General features: G+C 47.5%; 23 protein-coding genes. 7 read left to right on the top strand and 16 right to left on the bottom strand.

Annotation, left to right across the window (positions count from 1 at the left end; all coding sequences use genetic code 11):
• The first annotated feature begins 5 nt into the window (after nt 1–5).
• Complete coding sequence (locus tag GVY42_RS00400) at nt 6–323, top strand: hypothetical protein (RefSeq protein WP_159561987.1); 318 nt, start codon at nt 6–8, stop codon at nt 321–323.
• 743 nt (nt 324–1066) lie between these two features.
• Here the strand turns inward: GVY42_RS00400 and GVY42_RS00395 are convergent.
• The 13 genes from GVY42_RS00395 to GVY42_RS00335 all read right to left on the bottom strand — a co-directional run bounded on the left by GVY42_RS00395 (nt 1067) and on the right by GVY42_RS00335 (nt 13517).
• Nucleotides 1067–1594 carry a hypothetical protein gene (locus GVY42_RS00395; protein ID WP_159561986.1) on the bottom strand — a complete coding sequence of 176 codons (528 nt, stop codon included), beginning with the start codon at nt 1592–1594 and terminating at the stop codon, nt 1067–1069.
• Between the two features lie 482 nt (nt 1595–2076).
• Complete coding sequence (locus GVY42_RS00390) at nt 2077–2532, bottom strand: sce7725 family protein (protein ID WP_256369440.1); 456 nt, start codon at nt 2530–2532, stop codon at nt 2077–2079.
• Between the two features lie 445 nt (nt 2533–2977).
• Nucleotides 2978–3607 (bottom strand): DNA repair protein RadC, encoded by a 630-nt coding sequence (radC, locus tag GVY42_RS00385; protein ID WP_015881143.1) that lies wholly within the window; start codon nt 3605–3607, stop codon nt 2978–2980.
• 20 nt (nt 3608–3627) lie between these two features.
• Complete coding sequence (locus tag GVY42_RS00380; protein WP_159561984.1) at nt 3628–4212, bottom strand: nucleoside triphosphate pyrophosphatase; 585 nt, start codon at nt 4210–4212, stop codon at nt 3628–3630.
• Nucleotides 4213–4352: 140 nt separating this feature from the next.
• Nucleotides 4353–5060 (bottom strand): hypothetical protein, encoded by a 708-nt coding sequence (locus tag GVY42_RS00375; RefSeq protein WP_159561983.1) that lies wholly within the window; start codon nt 5058–5060, stop codon nt 4353–4355.
• Nucleotides 5057–6628 (bottom strand): pilus assembly protein PilM, encoded by a 1572-nt coding sequence (pilM, locus tag GVY42_RS00370; RefSeq protein WP_159561982.1) that lies wholly within the window; start codon nt 6626–6628, stop codon nt 5057–5059. Before pilM ends, GVY42_RS00375 begins: the two co-directional genes overlap by 4 nt.
• 12 nt (nt 6629–6640) lie before the next feature.
• The gene (locus GVY42_RS00365; RefSeq protein WP_159561981.1) at nt 6641–7393 is read right to left on the bottom strand and encodes an A24 family peptidase; all 753 of its coding nucleotides are present in this window, start codon (nt 7391–7393) and stop codon (nt 6641–6643) included.
• A 90-nt stretch (nt 7394–7483) separates the two neighbouring features.
• Nucleotides 7484–7948: a prepilin-type N-terminal cleavage/methylation domain-containing protein gene (locus tag GVY42_RS00360; RefSeq protein WP_159561980.1), complete on the bottom strand. Its 465-nt coding sequence runs from the start codon at nt 7946–7948 to the stop codon at nt 7484–7486.
• Nucleotides 7949–8089: 141 nt separating this feature from the next.
• A complete protein-coding gene (locus GVY42_RS00355) occupies nt 8090–9307 on the bottom strand; it encodes a type II secretion system F family protein (RefSeq protein WP_159561979.1) in 1218 nt (405 codons plus the stop codon).
• Nucleotides 9308–9313: 6 nt separating this feature from the next.
• Complete coding sequence (locus GVY42_RS00350; RefSeq protein ID WP_031421415.1) at nt 9314–10351, bottom strand: type IV pilus twitching motility protein PilT; 1038 nt, start codon at nt 10349–10351, stop codon at nt 9314–9316.
• Nucleotides 10344–12014, bottom strand: a complete 1671-nt coding sequence (locus GVY42_RS00345; protein WP_159561978.1) for a GspE/PulE family protein — start codon at nt 12012–12014, stop codon at nt 10344–10346. Before GVY42_RS00345 ends, GVY42_RS00350 begins: the two co-directional genes overlap by 8 nt.
• 1 nt (nt 12015) lies before the next feature.
• Nucleotides 12016–12306: a hypothetical protein gene (locus GVY42_RS00340; protein ID WP_159561977.1), complete on the bottom strand. Its 291-nt coding sequence runs from the start codon at nt 12304–12306 to the stop codon at nt 12016–12018.
• Nucleotides 12303–13517, bottom strand: a complete 1215-nt coding sequence (locus GVY42_RS00335) for a G5 domain-containing protein (protein ID WP_159561976.1) — start codon at nt 13515–13517, stop codon at nt 12303–12305. The genes GVY42_RS00340 and GVY42_RS00335 overlap by 4 nt, the downstream gene beginning before the upstream one ends.
• Before the next feature lie 157 nt (nt 13518–13674).
• Here GVY42_RS00335 and GVY42_RS00330 point away from each other — a divergent pair, with 157 nt between their 5' ends.
• The 3 genes from GVY42_RS00330 to GVY42_RS00320 are packed head-to-tail and all read left to right on the top strand — an operon-like array spanning nt 13675 to nt 16307.
• Nucleotides 13675–14130, top strand: a complete 456-nt coding sequence (locus GVY42_RS00330) for a prepilin-type N-terminal cleavage/methylation domain-containing protein (RefSeq protein ID WP_047795513.1) — start codon at nt 13675–13677, stop codon at nt 14128–14130.
• A complete protein-coding gene (locus GVY42_RS00325; RefSeq protein ID WP_235439549.1) occupies nt 14078–14641 on the top strand; it encodes a prepilin-type N-terminal cleavage/methylation domain-containing protein in 564 nt (187 codons plus the stop codon). The genes GVY42_RS00330 and GVY42_RS00325 overlap by 53 nt, the downstream gene beginning before the upstream one ends.
• A 16-nt stretch (nt 14642–14657) precedes the next feature.
• Nucleotides 14658–16307, top strand: coding sequence for a hypothetical protein (locus tag GVY42_RS00320; RefSeq protein WP_159561975.1), 1650 nt, complete (start codon nt 14658–14660; stop codon nt 16305–16307).
• Between the two features lie 46 nt (nt 16308–16353).
• Here GVY42_RS00320 and GVY42_RS00315 read toward each other — a convergent pair whose 3' ends face one another.
• The 3 genes from GVY42_RS00315 to GVY42_RS00305 all read right to left on the bottom strand — a co-directional run bounded on the left by GVY42_RS00315 (nt 16354) and on the right by GVY42_RS00305 (nt 22050).
• The gene (locus tag GVY42_RS00315; protein WP_159561974.1) at nt 16354–16998 is read right to left on the bottom strand and encodes a hypothetical protein; all 645 of its coding nucleotides are present in this window, start codon (nt 16996–16998) and stop codon (nt 16354–16356) included.
• 22 nt (nt 16999–17020) lie between these two features.
• Nucleotides 17021–20755, bottom strand: a complete 3735-nt coding sequence (locus GVY42_RS00310) for a DUF5057 domain-containing protein (RefSeq protein WP_159561973.1) — start codon at nt 20753–20755, stop codon at nt 17021–17023.
• A gap of 92 nt (nt 20756–20847) precedes the next feature.
• Nucleotides 20848–22050, bottom strand: a complete 1203-nt coding sequence (locus tag GVY42_RS00305; protein WP_159561972.1) for a folylpolyglutamate synthase/dihydrofolate synthase family protein — start codon at nt 22048–22050, stop codon at nt 20848–20850.
• Between the two features lie 109 nt (nt 22051–22159).
• Between GVY42_RS00305 and GVY42_RS00300 the strand changes: the two genes are divergently transcribed.
• The 3 genes from GVY42_RS00300 to GVY42_RS00290 all read left to right on the top strand — a co-directional run bounded on the left by GVY42_RS00300 (nt 22160) and on the right by GVY42_RS00290 (nt 24072).
• Nucleotides 22160–23596 (top strand): YdiU family protein, encoded by a 1437-nt coding sequence (locus tag GVY42_RS00300; RefSeq protein ID WP_159561971.1) that lies wholly within the window; start codon nt 22160–22162, stop codon nt 23594–23596.
• A 108-nt stretch (nt 23597–23704) separates the two neighbouring features.
• Nucleotides 23705–23899 (top strand): hypothetical protein, encoded by a 195-nt coding sequence (locus GVY42_RS00295; RefSeq protein ID WP_159561970.1) that lies wholly within the window; start codon nt 23705–23707, stop codon nt 23897–23899.
• On the top strand, nt 23896–24072 hold the full coding sequence (locus GVY42_RS00290) for a hypothetical protein (protein ID WP_159561969.1): 177 nt from the start codon (nt 23896–23898) through the stop codon (nt 24070–24072). Before GVY42_RS00295 ends, GVY42_RS00290 begins: the two co-directional genes overlap by 4 nt.
• Nucleotides 24073–24077 lie beyond the last annotated feature (5 nt).

Genomic DNA, 24077 nt, shown 5'->3' with positions numbered 1-24077 from the left:
TTATAGTGAAAAAGAGAATTTACACGACTTTAACTATATTTGTCATCATAATCATTGGAGGGTGGTTCCTCTATGTTGATTCGAAGAAGGAACAGTTAGAAGAAATGGTGTACGAACATTTAGTGGAAGATAAGCAAGTCCCTAAAAATGAAATCGTGAGTGTTACCGCGTTTAATGCAAACCTTCCAAAAGATAAAAATTACTTAGTAAGTGTCAAATTAATGAATGACCCTAACACCTATTATTACTACCGAGTATCGAACGGCTCCATAGCTCTAGAATCTTACACGGACGAGAACAGAGAAGAACATGTATCACCTTAGTCCATCAGTTTTTTCTATCCATTGTATTCTAGACTTCTATGAAAATGTGAATGAAATCAATTAAAAAAGCAGACATTGCGATGCCGATGATATTTCCTTTTTCTATAAATTTCTGAAACACTTCGACGTCTTCCCGACTCGGTCTCGCGCCTCACTAAGATGGAGATACTCAAGTTCGAATATGCTAAATTCTAATAAGAGTAAGTAAATATTGTTAGAATCTAGCAAACAAAACCACCTATAACAGGTGGTTTTGTCGTTGAGAAGATTAATTCAACTGTCGACTTTACAATCTTTGTGTTTATCATTAATTCCATAAAAAACTAATGACAAACCAATAATCATGGAAATTAGACCGCCAAGTCCAGTTGTTATTATTGAAGACTAATCAGGATAAAATTCTTTACTTAGAGTCAGGAACATTAAAAATATCCATCCTACAAAATTAATCTTATGTTTTTTTGACAACTATACTCCTCCCTACAACTTATCAGTTTTTACCTTCTTAAATGATTAACACCTTACAAGTAGCAAATGTTCCTATATAAAAACCTGAGCCCGCTGGAAACATGGACTCAGGTTAGAAAGGTCGCCTAACTATACTATTTAGTGTCTAACTGTCTACTTCCTCACTTTTTTATTTAAATTAGTGAAGGAAAGAGGAACGCGAGATAAACCTTAGAGCGAATGGCCTAAATGAACAGCCTCGCACATATATATCAACTAAAATAGATATATTAAATTCATTTCTCAAGATTTTCGATGGTCTTAAAAACTCTCGTATACATTTCATTGACATTACTTTCATTCTCTACACCATCAATAAGATCAAATCCCCAATACAGATGTCCATCTTGCGACTTTTGCAAATATCCTGCAATATACGAATCATATATATCAGGAGCATCTTCATACGATAAGTCTTCTAAAACAAAAGGTAAATATCCTTTAGTAGATTGTACAAAAAATGTTGGTACCGACAATTTTCTATATACATCCAAATATTTTTCTTCATCAGCCTGCTTTAAATAATCATGCATAATAAATATTGCGTCAAAACTCTCTGAGGTTGATTTAGTATCTTCAAGTTCTTCGAAAGATATAGCAGTAAATTCAACATTCTCTTCTTTAATCTCTGGATTACTTCCTATAACACCAATAACTAAGTTTCTACCTTCATAAACTGTAGGTTTCACTTCCGATGAAGGCTGAGATGTACACCCAGACAAAGCCATCACAGTTAAAAGAAAAATATAAAATATTTTTTTCATGAACAGACTCCTTTTCACCTTCAAACTAAATCATACCATTTTTCTAAATTAATATATTGCAGTTCGAATAGATACCGCTAATTAATAGTCATATTTTTACATATAAAACGTCAACTAAAAATCAAAAAAATCTATAAAAGACATATTTAAGATGGTGAATCATTCAAGAAATTCGATATGATCTCATTCGATACGAGCATCGATAAACCTAATCTTAGAAAAGACTCCATCTTCCTCATTTCTCACGAGTAAAAGCGTGTTATTTTTATACCATAATTGTCATTACCATTTTTTTCAACCTGTCAATTCTTATTACGGGGCTATTCTATCCTTGTCATAAATTTCTTAAGGCTAATGAACTGAATCATCTTTATAATTATTAAATAAGTTCAAACAAAAACCACCCGCTGAACTACCTTTGAGATTGAACATACTGGTCCAACTGTTTGCGGCGGTTCTTTGAGGTGGTTATTACAATCAATTTATGCTCTTTCTGATAAATATCTGTTCATAATCTCTAAATGATGCATGCTCGATAGCTTCTTGACTATACCAAATCCTGAATATCTAGATGCGTTATATAGTTCAATAAAGTTGTTTAGCCCTGATGACTGGTTTTTATTCTCTAATCCTCTTTCCCAAAGAACTAATTTATGTATGGCCACTGAGAACTTACCTGCTGGGTTAGAAATATCATTATTCGCGTCTGAGACAAAATGCTTTATTCTAAGTTTGTCTTCATTGTCAAAATAGATAATGTGAATAGCTACTGCTCGAGGCGCAAAGCCGCCATCCTGATATTCAGCAGACAGTGTTGGATAGTCTGAGAAAGCTATATAACCTTCCTCACTGTAGTACAAATAATCTTCCGATAAAAACACGTCTTCATTTCCCCCGTAATCAGAGTTTCTATCTTGTCTTACAAAACAGTCTCTCAACAATCAGATTTGTTCATTTGGGTCGATAACTCGACTATGTCTAAGCGAGTGATTTACGAGATGGAGATTTCGATTCAAATTATGACTACTAAACGCCGAATATGAGTTTAAGTCTTCTGTTCTATTGTAAATTTAGTCCGTAAAACTAATAGCACATAAGGTGAAAGAGTGTTACAGCTTCCATCAACTACTGATGTATGTGTAATATACGTCCTTCAAGCTGCGAAGATCATATAATTGGCAGATTTCATCTTTCCTAGACTAATTTCAAAAACATAATTCATTATGGTGGATATAAAATTGAACGATGAAGTCTAAAAGGTGCTCAAGAATGAATTTTGACCAAAACAGATTTTGCACAACTACAAAACAGCAACTTCGGGGAAAACAAATTGTAAACCGTACAAATTAAAAAGCAGACATCACGATGCCTGCTCTCTACTTCTTACCCATTCATATATCCCCGCTGCTTCATGCTGACGTAATGGTCTTCCCCGATGATGACGTGGTCGAGACAGGCGATGCCGACGATATTGCCCGCCTCGACCAACCGTTCAGACACCTCGATGTCTTCCCGACTTGGGGTCGCGTCCCCGCTCGGATGATTGTGCACGGCGATAAAGCACGCCGCCGACAACTTGAGCGCCTCACGAAACACATCGCGTGGGTGGACGATTGACGAGTTGAGCCCTCCGACGAAGAGCGTCTTCCGCGCAATCAGTTGGTTCTTCGTATTCAAATACAAACAGACGAAATGCTCCTGATTCAACAATCTCAATTCATCTCGCAACAACTCATAGGCGTCTTGCGGCGAACGAATCGTCGGCATACTCGCTTTCGGTTCCTCGACGTATCGAATCCCGATTGTGAATGCGGCGAGGAGTTGCTCTGCCTTCTTCTTCGTCATCCCTTCGATTTTGCATAAGTCGTGGACGGACGCTTGTGACAACGCCCGTAACGTCGGGTAGACGTCCGAGATACGACGAGCCGTCTCCATCGGGTCAGGTCCCCGTCCTCCGATTTGAAGCAATCTGGCGATGGCGGTCTCTACACTACGGTCAAGCACCATGGTCATTCCTTCACCTACTTTCAAGTTCACAGGAAGCGAGGCGTCACCCCATGCCGGTCGAGCGTCTTGACGAGCGGATGAATCGGCAATCCAACGACATTATAAAAATCCCCTTCGATTCCTTCGACGAAGAGACCACCCGATCCTTGAATCCCATACGCACCCGCCTTATCGTAGGGTTCTGTCGAATCTAGATAATCCGCTAGCCAGGTTTCAGGAATCTCAGCGAACGTCACACGCGTCGACGTGACGAACAAATCTTGGGTCACACCGATGATACTCACACCCGTCAGCACTTCATGGGTCGAACCGGATAATCGTTCAAGCATCCGTTTCGCATCCTCCCGGTCTGTCGGTTTCTCTAAGATGACCCCATTCAAGACGACGACCGTGTCCGCGCCGATGACGATGGCATCACGGTGTTGCCTTGCCACATCCATCGCTTTCTCCCGGGCCAGACGAGCGACATAATCACTCGGTGTCTCCCGACCGTCTGTCCCTTCCGTCACGGTCGATGGGATGACCTCATGCTTGATTCCAGCTTTCGTCAATAGCTCGGTACGTCGCGGTGACATCGAGGCGAGAATGACACGCTTCTGTGTTGAATTCATTGTATCGACTCCTTCTCTTCTTCCAAAACGGCGTTCCTTCCCGTTTCGGTCTTCACTGTTGATTGTAGGCAACGTGCCTCCTAAACACAATTACCCGCGACGAAAAACACGTCCCTTCAATTGCGAAGGGACGTGCCGACTTATGGTGTCGTATAGTCGTATACCGGGATATCCTTTTGCTCAAACGCCGGTTCCGGAATGTATCGGTCTGGAACGAGTTGGTCGAGGTCCGGACGATAGAAGGCATCGAGCTCGACTGTAAACTCGAGGGACTGCACTTCTTCGACCGTATTCGGTCCCGTCTCGGCAGGTCCGGTAAATTGAACCGTCCGTAACACGTGAATCCGATTCATCGACTCGATCGACTCCAAGAAGGAGACGAGCGCTTCATACGTCTCTGCTTGCAAGTTGACCGTTGAACGGACCGTTGAAGCGTTGACAGGTGCAACGTCCGTTGGTTCAGCCGGTTCATTCGTCGCACTCACATCAGCCGGATTGAACGGCTCGACCGTTTCCGGTACTTCTGACTCAGCCACAACGCCATCCGCAAATGCGATACTTGTCACATTGACACCCGCAAGAAGACTTGCCTGCGACAACGCCTCAACGACCGTGTCGAGGGCAGGAACTGTTGGAACCCGTGTCTGAAGAGTCTGAGAGTCCGCTACATCAACGGCTTTTCCTTCTTGGCGCAATAACTCCAGTTTTGTTTGTTCGAGCGAGAGGTCGCGTTCAAGCGCTTCGACCTCTCCTTGTTTGACGTAATACGTATAGCCAAAGTAAGCCGGTGCGACGATTGCGGCAAGGAGGCAAATCGCAAATAACGCGTAGATTGTCGAACGTTTCATTGACTCACCACCTCCTCATCCGTGTCCTCTTCCTCTGTCAACTCGTCTTCCACGTCTTGGAACATGAACGTAAACTCTCCGATATAGCGTGGGAGCGGATCTTCTTCTAATGAGTTTTCCTCTTCTTCTGCATCCACATCCGCTTTCAACTCCGTCGTCACACCGAGGAGTTTGACGTCGAGGAACCGCTCATCTGTCATGAGCGAGCGCTGGAATGCGTTCAAGTCTTCTAACGTCTCGAATTGGGTTCGGACGCTCATGATGGAACCATCCGCGTAGTTATACGTCAAGACGTAGCCAGTAGGCGGCAACTGCTCAGTCAACGCGCGCAGCGCTGGGACCGCATCCTTTTCCATGTCGGTCAACGCCGTCACGGTTTGGTCGAGCGAGAGCACTTGTTGCGCTTTCGAATTCACTTGTTCCGTTTGATAAATTTGAACGAGCTGTAACTCTTCTTCGATTCGCGTCTGTTCTGCTTTTAGTTGGTCGACCTCATAGTACAAGTATCCGGCCGCCCCTCCTCCGAGAAGAAGGGCGACGAGACCTGTCACGATCGGCCAACGGAGTGTCACGTCCGTCGAATTGATGAAGTTCGTGTCCCGATCGCGCTGAAGCGTCGCCATCCCAAGGAGTGGCAACATTTGATGCGATAGCGGTGTCCCGTGAGCGATGGCGAGCGGTTGCTCGACACGCGTCACCGAGACAAGGGACTCAGCCTGAATCATACGGACAAGATCATCGACTTCCGGAACAGTTCCAGAGACGTATAACTCATCGATGGCCCGACCATCCGTCCGCAGCGAGTAACGATAGAAATCGAGGAAGCGAGCGAGTTCGTTCAACCAGTCATCCAACTGATTAGCCTTCATCTCACCGGTCCCATCATATGTATAGGTCACGACACCATCTTTCGTCCCGACTTGGTACGGGAGGTCCAGTTCAATCGAGCGGATGAAACGGATCTGCCCTTCCTCAAGGACGAGCAATTGATGTGAAAACGGCGTGATATGCCAGAGTAATGTCGATTGAAGCGGATCAATCTCCGATAAACGTATGACCCCATTGGCGACCGCGACAGAACGTGGCGTAATCTTCTTCAACGCTAGACCACGCTTTTTCATGTACGCACGGAGCGACTTCGTCAATTCAATCGAAACGGCATGCAACATAACGTCCGTCTTGACCCCGTCTTCTCCTAACACTTCGTAGTCGAACGACACGTCATCGAACGGCAAGATGATTGAGCTCCCGATTTCCATGAAGAGATAGCCACGAATCTCGTCCTTCGGAATCGAAGAAGGAATCTCGACTTTCCGTGACAACACTTCGGTCTCGTCCAATGCCACGGCACACGTCATCCCGCGTCGCACTTTCAACTTGCGACAGAGTTCATCGAAAGCGAGACTGAACGCCGTCTCATCGAGAATCTTCCCTTCTCCATACGCATCTTTTGCTAACTGAACCGAGGCGCTTCGTTTGAACACCCCTTGTTTGATGACGGCCCCGTGGATGCTGAGCGCATCAAACGAAAAATACGTGACCGTCCCTTTCTCTATCCCACGACTCATGATCGTTTCCCCCTACATCAACTCAAAATACCAATCAAAAAAACTTTCACTAAACCAAAACGTCAACATCGTCCCGAGCGCAATCGACGGGACGAACGGAATCGGTTGCTTTCGCCCGATTTTTTTTGTGATCATCAACCCGATCCCGACAATTGCCCCAATCAAACTCGATAGAAACAAGGCAACTAGCACGTCACGCGGACCGAGCACAAGACCAATCATAGTAAACAATTTGACGTCCCCTGCCCCAAGTCCCCCTTTTGACACGAAAAAGACGGTCGCTAGGAGCGAAAATCCGAGCAACGCCCCCACAAGTGGCGTCCACCAAGATGCCCCTGTCAGATAGGTGAGGAGGAGTAATACCGGTGCCGTGAATTGCAAGATGACATTCGGCACGAGCATCGTCGATAAATCAGACATCGCCAAAGCGAGTAAGGTCGACAAGAAAGCGAACGCGAGAAGCGTCGTCACACTGAATCCGTAGAGTGAAAAGCTATAGCCATATCCAATGGCTCCAAGTAATTCAAAGATCGGATACGTCGGCGCGATCCGCTCGCCACACCCGTGACATCTGCCTCTTAAGGCGAGATAGCCGAAAATCGGGATGAGTTCCCACGGTGACAATTCGTGACCGCAAGACGGACAATGTGACCGCGGCGTCACGATCGATTGCTGACGTGGCACGCGGAGCCCGACGACGTTGGTGAACGATGTGATGACCGCCCCGAGGACGATGCTATATAGGAATCCAATCGATTCAATCAAGGAAGGATCCTCCTTTTGTCAGTATATGCCAAAAATAGAAAACCGGCTAGGCTGAGCTAGTGCCCAGCGCCAGCCGGAGTGAAAACTAAATTAGTCAACTGAGTCTTTATTTAAAGCACTCGCATCATCAGGTGCAGCAGAAGTCCCGATGTCTTTTGCTCCATCCAACCAAACCGTATATGTGTATTTAGCACCTGTTTTTGTAACATAAACAACACCATTATTATAGTTCGAACCGAACGGATCCTTCATAGTATCAATCATATTTGAAGCATCTACTTCCGTAGTACCTTTTGTTCCTACGAAACGAATTGCAGTTCCCGTAGCAACGTCATTCGAAGCAACATACAACTTCGCCGCACTGACCATTTGCTTCGCATCGGCGACCATTGCATCTTTCTTCGAGTTTTCGATGATCCCACCAATCGCAACGACTGCGATGGCTGCGATAATTCCTAAAATAACGACGACGACGAGTAACTCGACGAGTGTGAGCCCACGCTCATCTTTTAACTGTTTGGCATCTTGCCAAATCATTTTCAACTTCTCTACCATGATTCATTCTCCCCTTTTGCGTAATGTGCTGTGTGTAAACTAGATAAATTACTTTAGACCTAATATAGAAGTAGAACAATTTTACTATACCTTCTAAATATAGTATTGAAAAGGTATATTTTCAAAAGCTTGCATATTGCTTTACTGATTCTGAATATCACCATAGATTTGGAACATAGGGACGACGATCGAGATGACGATGACCCCGACGACACTTGCCAATACGACGATGAGAAGCGGCTCGATAATCGACTTCAAGCGGTCGGTTGTCGTCTCGACCTCCGTCTCATAAAACTCAGCGACTTCGTTCAACATTGAATCCAAATCTCCGCTTTCTTCCCCGACGGCGATCATCTGAGTCATGAGTGCCGGGAAGTTCGCATTTCGCATGAGCGGCTCGTGAAGCGGGACCCCTTGCGCCATCATGTCACGTGCCTCCGTCAGCCCTTTCCGGATGACGCGGTTCGATACGATACGTTCGGTGATTTCAATCGCCGTCAAAATCGGGACGGCCGCTTGTAGAAGGACCGCTAAACTTCGCGTTAGCAATGCAATCTGAGATTTCATCACAATCGTTCCGAAAATCGGCATCTTCAATAGCAAGCCATCGATGACGAACCGTTCCCGGTCCCGCTTCAACATCCAGGTGAAGGTGAGAACTCCAAGAATTGCGAGTCCGAGTAACAACCACCAGAAGGCCGCAATGAAATCGGAGACCGCGACGACAATGCGCGTGATGAGCGGAAGCTCACCGCCGAGTTGACCAAAGATGCTCGCGAAGGTCGGGACGACGTTCACCATTAAAAAGGCGACCACGCCGATGGCGACGATGGAGACGACCAACGGATACGTGAGGGCAGAAATGACCTTCCGCTTCACATCATATTGTTTTTGAAGTTGGAGCCCGATTTGATCGAGCGCCTCCTCCAAGTTCCCGCTCGTCTCACCGGCAAGTGCCATCGAACTAAAGAAGTTCGAAAAGACGCGTGGGTGCTTTTTGATCGCCTCGGAATAGGCAATCCCTTCCTTCAAATCATCCTCGACTTGACTCAGTGCTTTCTTCAATACGTTCGACTCGGTCTGTACCCGTAAGATTGAAGTCGCACGAACAATCGGGACACCCGCCCGGATGAGCGTCGCGAACTGACGGACGTACATGATCAAGTGTTCGATTTTGACTCGTTCTGGCAGCAAGTTGACCTCTTTGTTCAGTCCAGTCGATTCGAGCTCGGCCAAGTCCGTTACGAGAATAGATTCTTGACGCAACTTTTCTTTCGCTTCCCGAAGCGAGACGGCCGTGACGCGACCTTTCTTACGCTTCCCGTTCAGGAGCTTTCCTTCATACTGAAATATCGCCATCACTCATCACCTCATCTCTTCTGTCGGGACGGCGTTCGGATTGATGATCCCTTGCCGAACAAGTTGTTCGATGGCAGCATCCATCGACTGCATCCCGTGCTGGCGACTCGTCTGGATGACGGTCGGCAACTGGAACTCTTTTTCATTTCGAATCAAGTTGGCAACAGCCGGATTCCCTAACATGATTTCCATGGCGGCGACGCGTCCTTTCGGCACATCAATCCGTGGAAATAACCGTTGACTCACGACACCGAGTAAGACGTTCGCGAGTTGTGTCCGGATTTGGTCCTGTTGCTCAGCTGGGAACGCGTCGATGATTCGACTCACCGTCGACATCGCACTCGATGTATGGAGCGTTGCCATGACGAGGTGCCCCGTCTCTGCGGCGGTCATCGCCGTCGAGATGGTCTCCAAGTCACGCATCTCCCCGAGCAGAATGACGTCAGGGTCTTGCCGTAAGGCGGCCCTTAGACCACTCACAAATTTCATGACGTCAGAGCCGATTTCCCGTTGGTCGACAATACTTTGGTCATGGGAATGTAAATACTCGATCGGATCTTCTAGCGTGATGATTCGTTTTCGCTGCGTCCGATTGATTTCATGAATCATCGCCGCGAGCGTCGTCGATTTCCCTGAACCCGTCGGACCCGTGACCAAGATAAGACCATGTGGTTTCTCAATCAGACGCTTCAGTACCGTCGGCAGATTGAGTTCGTTCAAAGTCGGGATTTCCCCGGAAATGGACCGGAACGCGATGGCAATCGTGCCTCGTTGATAATAGGCGTTGACCCGAAAACGGGAGACACGTGGAACGCCGAACGAGAAATCAAGATCTCGTTCATGCTCGAGACGTTCGCGCATATCGTCGGTCATGATTTCTTTTAAATATCCTTCGAGATGGTGCGGCAACACCTTCTCCTCGCCCATCGTAATAAGACTCCCGTCTACTCGAATGATCGGAGGAGAACCGGCTGTCAGATGAATATCCGAGGCGCGTTTCTCGACCGCATTCGTCAAGATGGTTTCGATCGATTGATTAATCATAAGCATTCTCCGTAATGACCGTTCGTAATATTTCCTCAGTCGTCGTCAAACCGGCGGCGACTTTTTCTAATCCGTCCTCAAGCAGGAATGTCGCTCCTTGTGACTTGGCATAGTCGACCATCTCAGACTCGGTAGCCTGGTTCATGATCATCCGGCGCAAGCCTTCATCAATCGGGATGACTTCGTGAATGGCGAGGCGCCCACGGTACCCTGTGAAGTTGCATGACGCACAGCCTTTACCCCGAATAATCTGGTCGATGTGAACACCTTCAGCGTCGAACAGGCTACGTTCACTCTTCGATACCGGTTCGACTTGACCACAATCACGACAGACGCGTCGAACGAGTCGTTGTGCCACGAGTCCCGTCGTCGAAGCGGCGACGAGGAACGGCTCAACCCCCATATCGACGAGACGGGTGATGGAGCTGATTGCTGAATTCGTATGTAGCGTTGACAATACAAGGTGACCGGTGAGCGAGGCACGAATGGCAATCTCAGCCGTCTCCGTGTCTCGAATCTCTCCGACCATGACGATGTTCGGGTCTTGACGTAAAATCGAACGAAGCCCTGACGCGAACGTCAAGCCGACTTTCGAGTTGACTTGAACCTGGTTGATGCCGTCAAGTTGATACTCGACCGGGTCTTCTACCGTAATAATGTTTTTCGTCTCATCATTCAGTTCTTTTAACGAAGCATACAATGTCGAGGATTTCCCTGAACCGGTCGGACCGGTGATCAAGATAATTCCATTCGGACGTTTCAGCATGTCACGGTACGCCTGTTCGTTTCGTTCGCCAAATCCGAGTTTCGTCAAATCGGTCAGTCCTTGAGATGAGTCGAGGACCCGAATAACGATTTTCTCTCCATACATCGTCGGGAGCGTCGAGACGCGGAAATCATAGGCGCGATTGCGTAGCGTGTACTTGATCCGTCCATCTTGTGGCAGACGACTTTCTGTGATGTCGAGGTTACTCATGACTTTGAGACGCGTCAGCATGACGCTCTGAATCTTTTTCGGATAGACCGTCTCGGTACGCAAGTCCCCATCAATTCGAAAACGGACGTGGAGTTGCTTCTCATGTGGATCGAAATGGATGTCCGATGCACGTTGGTCGATTGCGCTTAAGAACAATTGGTTCACGAGGCGGATAATCGGTGCATCGTCTCGACTAATTGTTTCTTGTCGTTCGATTTCGGGAGCATCTTCTTTCAAAATTTCGACGAGGGAGTGGTCCATCTCGTAGTAACGACTGATCGTCTTTCGAATCTGCTCTCTCGTGGCGATGCCGATCTCGATGTTCATCCCGGTCTGAAGACGGACGTCATCAATGGCAATGAGATCGAGTGGGTCGGCCGTCGCGACATGAAGCGTATTCCCGTTCAATTCAAATGGCATGATATCGTGCTTTTGTGCCAACGCTTTCGGTACGAGCTTCGTGACCGTCACATTGATGTCGTAGGAGTACAACTCAATGATCGGCACATGCAGCTGTTCATGAATCATTTGAATCAACTGCGTCTCGGTAATATGGTTTAGTCGAATTAAGGCATCCCCTAGTTTTTCTCCGGGACGCTTCTGTGCAAGCGCCTCATCGAGCTGACTCGTCGTAATGAGCGCAGCCTCGATGAGCATCTCACCTAATCTTCGTTTCGTTCGTCTCACGTTACTTCACCATCCTTTGAGGAGCCTCCTCCTGCTCGGTCTTGTCGTTCCGTTCTTCGACAAAGACGCTCGCAGCCACCCCTCCAATCAATGCAACGATAAGAATCACCCATGCCCACCATGTTTGAACGAGTGATTCTTCTACCATCAAATAGACGCCAGCAGACAGAAGGGCAGTCCACAGGCTGATGACAAGCTTCGTTTCACGTTTTCTCGTCATCGGAACGGATAAAGCGAACAGTGTCAATGTGGCGAGTACCCAAAAGCCGAGTAAAATCAAATAGCCGATCATCCCACTGCCTCCTCTTCTGCAGGTTCTTCTAATACGGGCGGTTCTGCCTCAAATGGGTCGTCGTTCGAATCATTCGGGAACGGGTCTTCTTCCTCGTCCTCATCCGGGAATGTCGGGATGACCGGTTCGACCGGATCCGGTGGCGGAAGCGGAACGGAACTCTTCGTCACGATTTCCGGTGTCGGTGCATAAAAATCAAACCCGAGTAATTCCAACGTCTCCCCTTCTTCAGTCACAGTGACCCGGTAGAGCTTACCTGACTGTCCATCTTGACCTGACTGGGTGACCGATGAACTGCCTGACGGGAGCGAAGATGAGAAGCGAACGACTTTTTGATGCGGTACCGTCTTCACTTCTTCAACTCTCGCTTCGAAAGCGGCGTCAAAAGGTTGACCGAGCAATTGAACCGTCACAGAACCCCCTTCATTCAAAACGAGGATGGCATATGATGTGTCTTCTCGGTTTTGAACAGCAAAGTTCGAGCGCTCATCTACTTTCGTGTCATAGCCTAGCTCTACCCCGGAAGGAAGTGTTTCGTGAGGCACACGTTCGAGAATGGCGAACGGTGTCGCCGCAAATAGGCGATAGAATGAAGACCCTAGTGTCGTGAGCGCTTCGTAATCTTCTCCGAACGATTTGAGACTAAAGATGTCTCCCGCTGCCATCTCGAATCCGTTCATTCGATCAAGGGCTGACTGCATAGCCGGTGTCGGACTCACAGTGAACGAGGCGACGACTTCATTTTCTGCCGCGACTTGCTCTAATGTCACAGATGACTCCAACATCGATGCGGCATCCATCAACGCCGGGGCAATCATCGTCAGCGTGACGGGTTGACCTTCGAGATAAGGCTCGACTTTCGTTTCATCTACGGATGTCAACAGCGGATAGTCACCTGTATCTTTAATGGAGTCTAACGTATTCGATACATCGAACGTCACGACTTCTTTTCCAATCTCCATGACCGTCCCATCCATCAAATTGATTGAAAAGGGTGTCGTATTAAAATCTTTAATCGCATTATCGAGACGAACGTCCGCTTCTTCTTTCGTCATCCCTGATACGTCGACACCTGCGACCATCGTATCTTTTTTATATGTAGCACTCGACTCAGCAGACGCATCTAAGTAATTGACGAGTCCAATCGTCGGTAATGTCACGAGTACGACGAGTCCAATCAAAATGATAAGATGCATCCCATACCGCTTCATGTAAAATCCCCCCGTGTCTAATCCGACTTCTATTCTATATATCCGTTCAGCGTATAACTTTAGTATAATATGTATTGTACAAAAAATAACATTTAATTCAGTATTGCATACGTTATTTTCCGATTGTTTTACTTTTTTTGAATAGGAGGTCAATGTCTTGTCGCATTCCGAAAAAGGTTTTACGCTCGTCGAAGTGCTCGTCTCCATCGTTGTTCTTTCAATTGTCTCATTCTCTTTACTTTCGATTTTCAGCCAAAGTTTGAAGACGACACACGACAGCCTCAATCAAACGATTGCGAACCAAGTGGCGCAAAACACATTACATACTTTAAATCGACGGGCCGCGTCCGTTGATGAACCGCTCGAACTGCGTCAATTGTTGAATCGGGACGGGATCAGCTCGACGTGCGACTTCTGCGAAGATACCCGAATCCATGGGGATACGTATATCGCAACCATTCAATCGCTGTCCACTTCACCCGGACATACAATTGAAGTTGAAATTTCGGTGACGACCGACCGTTTGCAAACGCCCGTCACCTTGAAAGGAGTCATTTCGAATGCGACATTGCGCGAACCGTTCCCTGAAACGGCTGTCCCGACAACTGACTGAGATGGAGAAACGTGAAGACGGCTTCACGCTCGTCGAGTTGCTCGTCACAGTCGTCGTCGCTTCGATTTTAAGTGGCGTCATCATTACGGCCTTTATCACTGGAACGCTCGGTTTTCAAATGACGAACGAGACGAGTGACCTTCGAAGCGAGGCCGACTATTTGATTGCCTCCGTGCTCTCTGATGTGAACCGGACCGAATTCGACGCCGTGACGGAAGTGGACGGCTCGTTTCAATTTTATCGATTGTCCGCTCCAGACATATCGGAAGCCGGAATGATTTACCGGGAGGCGGGATACGTCCCGACCGACTTGGTTCTCTCAGAGGATTCGTTTACGCCTTCTAATCCACAAATCACAGTCGAACGGATGACCATCCAGTTAAAAGATCCCGTGTTCGATCCGAGACGCCCGACTTACATGACCGGTGGACTCATCGAAATCGAGATGGATTTGACTCAATCAAACAATCCCGATTCTGTTACGACATTTGAAAGCTCCATCCCATTCTAAGAAAGGAGGCATCCTGATGCGAAAACGTGAAGACGGATATGTCCTCGTGCTTGTTCTCGTGACGATGGCGGCTCTCGCCGTCCTCTCGCTCGCCGCCATGCAAGTCAACTTGGCGTCGAATAAATTGACGGTCATCCGTACGGAAGATACTCAACTGAATGAAGATGCGAAAAGCGCACTTCGCCTCATCGCCGATGAGGTTCGGACCCAGTTCCCGCTTCACGGAGAAGCGGAAGTCCCGACTCATATGGAATCGGAAGCGGCATTCCAAAGCAAGGTTCAGTCGCTCATCGTCAGTGACGAGCCGTTTACAGATTTGACGACAGACAGCGAGGTCCGCTATTCCATCGACTTGAAGAAAGATGCGATGGATACGACGATTCAAACGGCGCCGTTCACGACGATTCTCCAAGTGAACGTTACGGCATCGCGACAAGTGAATCCGGAACAACCGGAGCTTACCGTTGAATACACACAAGATTTATATTTGACGGCTCTCCCGTCCTTTTTATACTACGTCCTCGGGTCCGACCAACAGTTAGACGTAAACGGCATGCCGACGATTCAAGGAAATATCTATTCAGGTGGTCCTCTCGCTTTCATGCGTCAAGCGAACTTCCAATTGGATGGTGTGGCGAAGCAGATTGAAAATGTCGATTCTAGTCGTCTTCACCTGAATGGCCGAATCGATTTAGTCGAATTGAGCGATTGCTTGAGTTGCCAGCAAGAGAACTACTTCACGGTAGGTACGGAACAAGCTGGCGAGAAGGCGGACGCCGGGGTGTCCCCGAGTCGCTTTTCTCCATTCCAATACGACTACTCAATCATCGAATTTTTAAATCGACGACTCGACACACCGCTCGCATACACAAATGACGTCGATTCAATAATCTTTGAAGAAGGCCTGATTCGCTCGACCAATCAAGTGTTCGAACTCGAGCGCGTGCTCTCGGAAGATGGGACATCGATTATCGAACGCCCGACTTCGTACTTACGGGCGGATGCCTACAACGCCCTCACCGACCCGACCATCGTGACATTACCGGATGCCATTTCGGATCGCGCCATGTATGTCACGGAATCCATCAACGAGTCGAATGCCCCGCTTCTTTTCGACGGGGACGTCGTCATTGAATCACTCGAGAAGCTGACGATTGCACGGCCACTGATCGTACGTGGTGACTTGACCATTAAAGGGAACGTCTCCTTCAGTTCGACAGTCTACACGCTCGGTGATACGTTCATCGACCGAGCCAATATTCTTCCGATTGATGCAGACAAAGGGAACTCACTCATCCTGTTATCCAAAGGAAAGATTCTGTTGAACCGAATCAACGAGTTTGATGACACTCCGACGACGCTCCAGGCGTTCATGTATAGTGACTCGAACGAACCGACCTATGTGTATGCGGTCGGATCTATTCTAGAAGTCAACGGAGGTCTGTACAGTAAAGGACCACTCGAAGTGAACGTCTTCCGTGGGACGTTTAACGGTGGGAATGGCTTAAGCCCAGCTGAGAACTTCGACCGTCAAGTTCCAGCTCACGAAGCCGAAAAGTCTCGATTAAAACTGACATATAACGATTCCGTGTTCAATCAATTGGAAACATTACCGGTCACGAATCAACTTCAATTCTTCGTCAGTCATCCGGTTCAATTGAAATGAATTCAAAAAATCGGCTTCCTCTCTGATTGAGAAGAAGCCGATTTTTTTAGTTCCCCATCTTTAAAATGAGGTCCGAGTTGTAGTCTCTGGCCGTCTGTTCCATTGCTTTCGTCCATTGCGCGCCGTTATCAAGAAGCAGTTGCGTCAACTCGACCTGATTGTGACGGACCGGCTGCAATAACACCGATTCGGTATCTTGAATCATATAGCCTTGTCCGAGGAGTTCTTTGACCGCATCAAGGTTCAACGAGTCGACCGCGATGCCGAGAAGTCGATCGTCTTCAACATAACGCATCGTCAACTTCCATTGATCCGGACTGCCGTTCGCACTGAACAATGGTGTGATAACGGGAATCCCTTCCACTTCCTCGAACGGGTCAATCCCTTGCTCGAAGTATGCTTCAATCACGTCTAGAGGTGCGAGCGTCACTGCTGTGGCGAATTGCTCGGCTGTCGGCACAACTTTTTGGTCCTCTAAAACAAGTCGGACGGCCTCCCATTCTTCCCTTGCCTGTAAATCTGTCAATTCTTCTTCTGTCACCGAAGAGCGTTGACTCACTTCTTTTACTAAATCGTCACCGGATAACTGCGAGAGCTCGGGTTGGGATTGACTCCAGTACAGGAGCCCTCCCAATCCGATGACGAGAATCAATCCGGTGATGCCAATCATTATTCGCTTGCGATTCATCATTCGCCAACTTTCTGCCATTCACTTAATAACGGTCATCATCCTGTCCCGAGGCATTCGTTTGGATGATGCGTACATAAAACGTATCCTTCACGGCTTCAAACGGTTTTCCAGCCGGAAGCGTCGTGTAGACTTCCACTTTCGCCACACCAGGTTTCACTGGAATCAACTCTTTACCTGATCCACTCACTTGAACATATTCTTCGCCGGATACAATCTCCATGCGATAGTCACGCCAAGTCGAAGTCGTAGGCCAGTACTCAAGGAGAGGTAGTCGTGGTGCCGTCCCTTCACCAATATTGATTGTCATGTCTTTTGACATCAATTGGTTCGGGTATTCGTTGACACGGACAATCGACGTGTTCGAACGAATGTTTCGTAACGCATTGTCATCGAATGTCGTCTGAATTGGAATGTCAGTCACGACACCATTATTTCCGTAACCATGGTTGGCACGTAATTCATATCCTGTCGCACTTTGTGTCACCGTCAAAGCAGATGGGATGGACCCGATTCGTTCAAACGGAATGGATACGGTTGGTGTTGAGGTCACTTGAATCGAGGCGACTTCGTTCACGCGTTTTTCTTCATCCAAACTATCCCATACCCAAAGGTCGAGTTGGCTCGGCGTTTGGCTCAAGGATGGTGCCTTGACTTGGATGGTAAAGACGGTGCTCGGAGTAGCGATATTCAAGCCACCGAAGAGGTCACCGACATCTACAGTCGCCTTAAACTGAGTCGTACCCGGTTTCAGTCCAATGATGTTCAAGTTGTTGCCAACTTGTTCAAACTTCACACTATCCCCAGATTCGACGACATAGCGAACCGACTTGTATTGAGCCGTTTCGGGCATGATTTTTGGTGTGACCGTAGTCGTTTGACCGACATACAACTCTTTCGACTGAATAGTAAGTTGCTCAGGCGGACTGATTACATTGACTTTCGACTCCGCTACGACAAGGGGTCTCTTATCGCCCGGATCGATTGTCAATCGCAACTTCGCAGTTCCTGTTTTCAAACCGGTCACAATCGCATTGTTCCCTTGGGTGACGAGTCTCGCGACACCGCTCGCATCGACGATTTCCCACTTCAAGCTACTCCATTTCGGGTTCGTAAAGGTGTTTCCTTTCGCATCCGTGATGGTCGGACTCACAATTTGCTGTGCCCCAATTTGTAAGGTGACGTCAGGAATCTTCGCTTCATACGCGTACGGCGCCCCGATATTGATCAGCAAGTCTGGGAACGATGATTGAACCTCTAATTCCTTATCCCAGTCGTTGAGTTTATCTAAAATGTGATCTTGCTTCTTCGAATACTCAATTAACGTCGTTAATTGGTTATCCGCTTTTTTCAACTGGATGAGTGAGGCAGAAGGCTCGATGGCTCGGACGACTACTTCAAACTTCACGGTCCGGTCTCCACTATCGTTCGGGAGGAAAATGTTCGTGTTCCCATTTCGTTCATAGTACAAGTCCGGCTTCAACTGTAACTTGATTTCATTCGGCTTCGTGACAGGATATTCATTTCCGTTCGTGTCACGAATCGCCACGACTTCGAGTTGACTTGGCAGTTTTTCTGAGAAAGAGGTTGAATCCACTCGTAAAAACTTATCGCCCAACTGATTCGGCAATCGATCGAAACGTTCCGGATATTGAACTTGATAGTGAATCGTTCCCGTTTCGTACAAGTTGATTGTCGACGGGTCAATCGAACGGGACACTTGAATCAAGTCGGAAACATTCTCCGCACGTTTGACGTTGATGGTGAACGTATCGATCACCTTCGCATTCCGTTGATCGGACGTCTCGATTTTCACTTCAATCGGCCGATCTGCGACAACATCCGCTGCCGGAATCGTAAACTCTTTAACTTCGTAGTTGCGTAAGTTATCGAATGCGACCTGTTTCCCGTTATACGTGATTGTTGAATTGAGGAACAAGTCTTGGAAGTCATAATCGCTCGGCCGCCACATCAATTTGACATCTTGTCCCGCAGTCACTTCGACAGACCCGGCTTTTAAATCAGCAGAAGTATAGGACTGGTTTGAATCACTGACGGACTCAATCACGTTGTAAGGTTTATGATTTGCTCCGATAAAGGCGCGATACATCGTATTGATGAAGATTTTCTTCTCATCTTCTACCGAAAACTTGTTTGTGTGCCCAGCACCGGAGTAGGTGAAATTGTTTTTTGTATACGTATAGTAATGATTGTTTGCATCTCCATATACACGATTTCCACCTGTTGAATACAGGTTGTACCAAGGCGTCACATCCGGATCATTCAAATCGAGTGTGAAATATTGGTTATGGGTATTTGAGATATTTTTAATCGAATCGTCGAGGCGATACGGATAAGAAGTGAAAATCCCATCCTGTACCTTGACTGCCTTATTGGTTGTTTCAGGAGCACCAAATCCCATGTTCGTGTACATTTTTTGCCCTGAGATATTCAGTGAAGGATTGGCATTCACAAATTGACGTTCCCACTCGGACGTAGGCGATGACGAACTATTCGTACGGAAAATCGTATCGTGCGTCAACATGACGCCTTGTCCTGTTTCACTGAAACGTTTGACTTTCGCAGTGGCCGCAGCATTCATGCTTCCATAAACGTTGTACGAATCTTGGAAACCAAAGATCAGCATATCGTAGTCGTTATTGAGTAATGCCTGATCATAAGTACCACCCTCAAACTGACTCGTTGTACCGTCCGTTAAATTGAATTCATAATTCCCAGACGGGTCTACTAACATATTAGATAAATAGCTTGAAATTCTTCCGTTCGTGCCGGTTCCTGCAGTGAGCTGTAAGATGTTCGCTTTCACTTTTTCATCGAGGTAAAGAATACTCCCCTTACGATAATCAGCTCGACCTGTCAACGAATCCTTGACAACGAGCATCCAGTTCTTCGGTCCGCTAAACGTTGGACGCGATAATGTGAAATTGAGCGTTCCCGATTCTTTTGCCTGTTGCTCAATGACTTTTTCATCCGCATCAAATCGATCGTTATGGTCGTAATCGATATACAATTCTACGAATGCCGAAGGAGTTGGTGGTTGCGATAAAGTATAGGCAAAGTTGATTGGATGACGGACACCATCTTTTACTTGAATCGTCTGATTGCTAATCGACTGATTGTTGTACTTCACTTCAGTTGATTGAAATCTCGGACGGGAAATGGTGAGTTGATTCAACTGCTGCGCCATCTCACGATCGACATTCTGTTGATCATTTCGATTAAAGACTTTCACGTTCGCATAATCACGTTGATAGGCTGCCAAGCGTTTTAACTGTGTATCGCCGTTCGCAGCATCCTCATGCATCAGAAGCGGCAAGCCGACACGGACAACTGTATTGAACAGTTCCGTAGCTTTCAATTCTGTCAAATCGTTCAATTGATTTGTCGTGTCATGATTTTTCGAGTTGACGACAAGCGTCCCATTTTTATATTTCTCAGTTAAAGGACTGCTCCCAATCATGACCGCATCGAATGCACCTGTCATCGGAAAACGGGATGCGTTAAATTGTTTAATTGTCATGAACTGCGCATTTACTTTTGCAGTATTTACATTCAGTGAAGCACGATACGAATTCACCGCATTATTGTATTCAGTCACTGAAAGTACTTTCGAAGCAGTAAAAGCATCACGAAGAACCAACACGTTTAAAATCGGTTGATTGGTCTCCGCAACTACTCTCTGTGGAATAATGGATATGATTAATACGAGAACCGCTATGTATTGCATGAGTTTACGCAATGAATAGTCCTCCCTATTTTTAGTCTTCACTACTAATTATCCCACCCACTTGAAAAAATATACATCTATTTCTTTGACATCAGGTAAATGTTTTAGCTTAGGAAACGTCTCACTTCACTGATGAAATAAAGAGACCCGGTCACAATCAACGTCTCGCTTGTCGGCGACTCGACCCAATTCTGTAGCCATGCTTTCCATTCGACAAAGCGCGCCCCATCTTTCTCTAGTTGTGCTTTCGTTCTAGCACGTGGAAAGTCAAATGTCGTTTCGTAAACGTCTCCAATTTCTTGAAGCGCGTGAATCATCTTGTCACGGTCTTTATCTTCTAAAATCGCCGTCAACACTGTCACGTCTGTCTCATATTTGGCTTGTAAAACCAAGGCCTCGATGCCTTCCGGATTATGTGCCCCGTCTAAAATGATACGCGGTCGTTTGGAGACGAGCTCATACCGCCCCGGATGTTGTGCTCGCTCGAGCCCTTTTTGGATGGCGTCATCGCGCCAACCGAGGTGACGCGCCACCGCCACGGCACACGCCCCGTTATACGCTTGATGATGTCCTGTCAATCCGAGCACGACAGATGGCATATTCTCATACGTCACAACTGTGTCTGCCCCGTCCACAATTTTCTTCACGAGTGGACGAACATCATGAATGGAAGAACCTACATCGTCCCCTTTTTGATGCAACAACTCAACCAATCGTTCCTCACCAATACTATGAAACATCGGGACATCGCGTTTCATGATGCCGTATTTCTCTTGTGCAATCTCTTCAAGCGTATCGCCGAGAATGCCTTGATGGTCATGTCCAATTGACGTGACAATGGTCGCAAGTGGATGCGTCAACACATTGGTCGAATCAAGTCGTCCCCCGAGACCGACTTCCCAAATGATCAAGTCAGGACGTGTGTCATCAAAATAGCACCATGCCATCATCGTCAATAGCTCAAACTCCGTCAGCGTCTCTGGCGCCTCGTCCGCACGAGCTTTGACACGGTTCGCCACGTCGATGAGCGCGTCTTCAGGAATCGGTTCCCCGTTCAACATGATCCGCTCCTCGAACTGAATGATATAAGGGGAGGTGAATGTGCCGACAGATAAGCCGTTCTCCATCGCCATCGCCCGTAAAAACGCGACGGTCGACCCTTTTCCGTTCGTCCCGGCCACATGGATGGATCGGCGTTCTTCTAACCCTAATTGCTCAATCATCCAGCTCATCCGCTCAAGACCCGGTTTGATCCCGAAGCGAAGCTGTCCACTCAACCAATCGAATACATCTTGTCTCGTCTTCATCTTCCACACTCCTACTGTTTACACTTCTGTTTCATCTTATCAAAATTCACGACAGCCGTTATGGAAAACAGTCTGTGCTATACTCGAAGCGAAGAAGGAGGCATGCGCCATGACAACTGACTGGAACTTCGAGGCGACGTACCTCGAACTACGTGACATCTTTTACGACCGCGGACCCATCCATCCGGTCGACAATCCGACACTCGTCTTGTTTAACGATGCATTAGCCGCTTCGCTCGGCCTTGATGCGCAAAGTCTCAAACAAGACATCGATTTATTTGCCGGCAATCGTCAAACAGAGACGTCTTTCTCACAAGCATACGCTGGACACCAATTCGGCAACTTGACGATGCTCGGGGACGGACGCGCCCTCATGCTCGGGGAACATGTGACTCCGAACGGGAAGCGTGTCGATGTGCAACTGAAGGGTTCTGGACCGACGGAGTATTCTAGAGGGGGCGACGGACGAGCCGCACTCGGGCCAATGGTACGCGAGTTCATCATCTGCGAGGCGATGCACGCCCTCGGCATTCCGACGAACCGGGCGCTCGCCGTCGTTCAGACAGGGGAAGCCATCATGCGTCAAGGTCCGAAGCATGGAGCGATCCTGACTCGGGTCGCCTCAAGTCATCTTCGTGTCGGAACATTCCAATTCGCAGCAGGCGCCGGCTCCATCGATGACGTCATCGCTCTTACTGAAGTAGCAATCAAACGACACGACCCAGACTTGATCGATGCACCGAATCGCTATGAACAGTTCCTCGGACGCGTCGTCGAAAGACAGGCGAGACTGATTGCCAACTGGCAACTCGTCGGGTTCATTCATGGGGTGATGAATACGGACAATATGTTCATCAGCGGTGAAGGTCTCGATTACGGACCATGCGCGTTCATGGACACGTATCATCCGGAGACGGTCTTCAGCTCGATCGACCGAGATGGACGTTACGCCTATGCGAATCAACCATATATCGGGTCTTGGAACCTCGCCCGACTGGCGGAGACGTTGCTGCCGCTCCTTGGCGAAACGAAAGAAGAAGCGGTTGATGTCGCGAACAAGCAACTCACCCGTTATACCGAGCTGTATAAAGAAGCGTATTTTACCGGACTCGCACATAAGATTGGCCTATTCGTTCGAAAAGATGGTGACGATGAGCTAGCGGATGAACTGCTCCGCTTGATGATGGAGACGGAGGCAGATTATACGAATACGTTCCGCTCGCTGACGCTTGGTGAGATGGAATCTCTCCCATTCGCAACTCGGGAAGACGGTAAGGCCTGGCTTGGTGCTTGGCGTAAACGCCTGAGTGAGCAAGGTCTCCCGGACGAGGACGTCAGTCGAATCATGCGCCAATATAACCCGGCCGTCATTCCCCGAAATCATCATGTTGAAAAAGCGATTCAAGCAGCAGAACGCGGTGACTTCGGTCCGACCGAGTCACTACTCACCATTTTGCGTGACCCATATAACTACGACAAACCGGCTGAATACTTGTCGGCAGGCCCCTCGCGGACGTATCCGTATCAGACGTTTTGTGGCACATGAACCATTTCGCTTTTTGCGAGATGGTTTTTTGAAACCAATCACATCGAGTTAGCGTAATAGAAAGTAGTTCATAAAATATTCGAGTGTATTGGAATGGAGTGAAACAATATGAAAAGACTCATCCCGTTGATGGTCCTCATCATCTCTTCTGCAGCTTATGTAGTGTATAGTCTGTTTCTAACTTTAGTCGATCAACCGATTCAGCCACATTTGACCGGTGTAGCAATCGGTACGCTCTTCATGTCTTCTTACTATATTTCAACAGGTCGCTTGCCGTTTTGGAGTGAGGAGGAAGAGGTGTGAGACTCTTCTATATCATACTTTCATCAGTGGTTGGAGCTCTATATTTTACATATATCGTCCATCTGTTTCGAATCGGTTTTACGACCCCACTCTTCACTCAAATTCCAATGCTATTGACGATTGGAGTCATCGCCTTGTGGCTTTTCAACAAACGAACCGAACGTCGCTCTTGACGCTC

Origin of the sequence: Exiguobacterium sp. 8A, from assembly GCF_902506275.1 — a bacterium.
Lineage (GTDB): Bacteria > Bacillota > Bacilli > Exiguobacteriales > Exiguobacteriaceae > Exiguobacterium > Exiguobacterium profundum.
The sequence above is the reverse complement of the archived record's forward strand: the minus strand, read 5'-3'. Positions and strand labels throughout refer to the sequence as shown.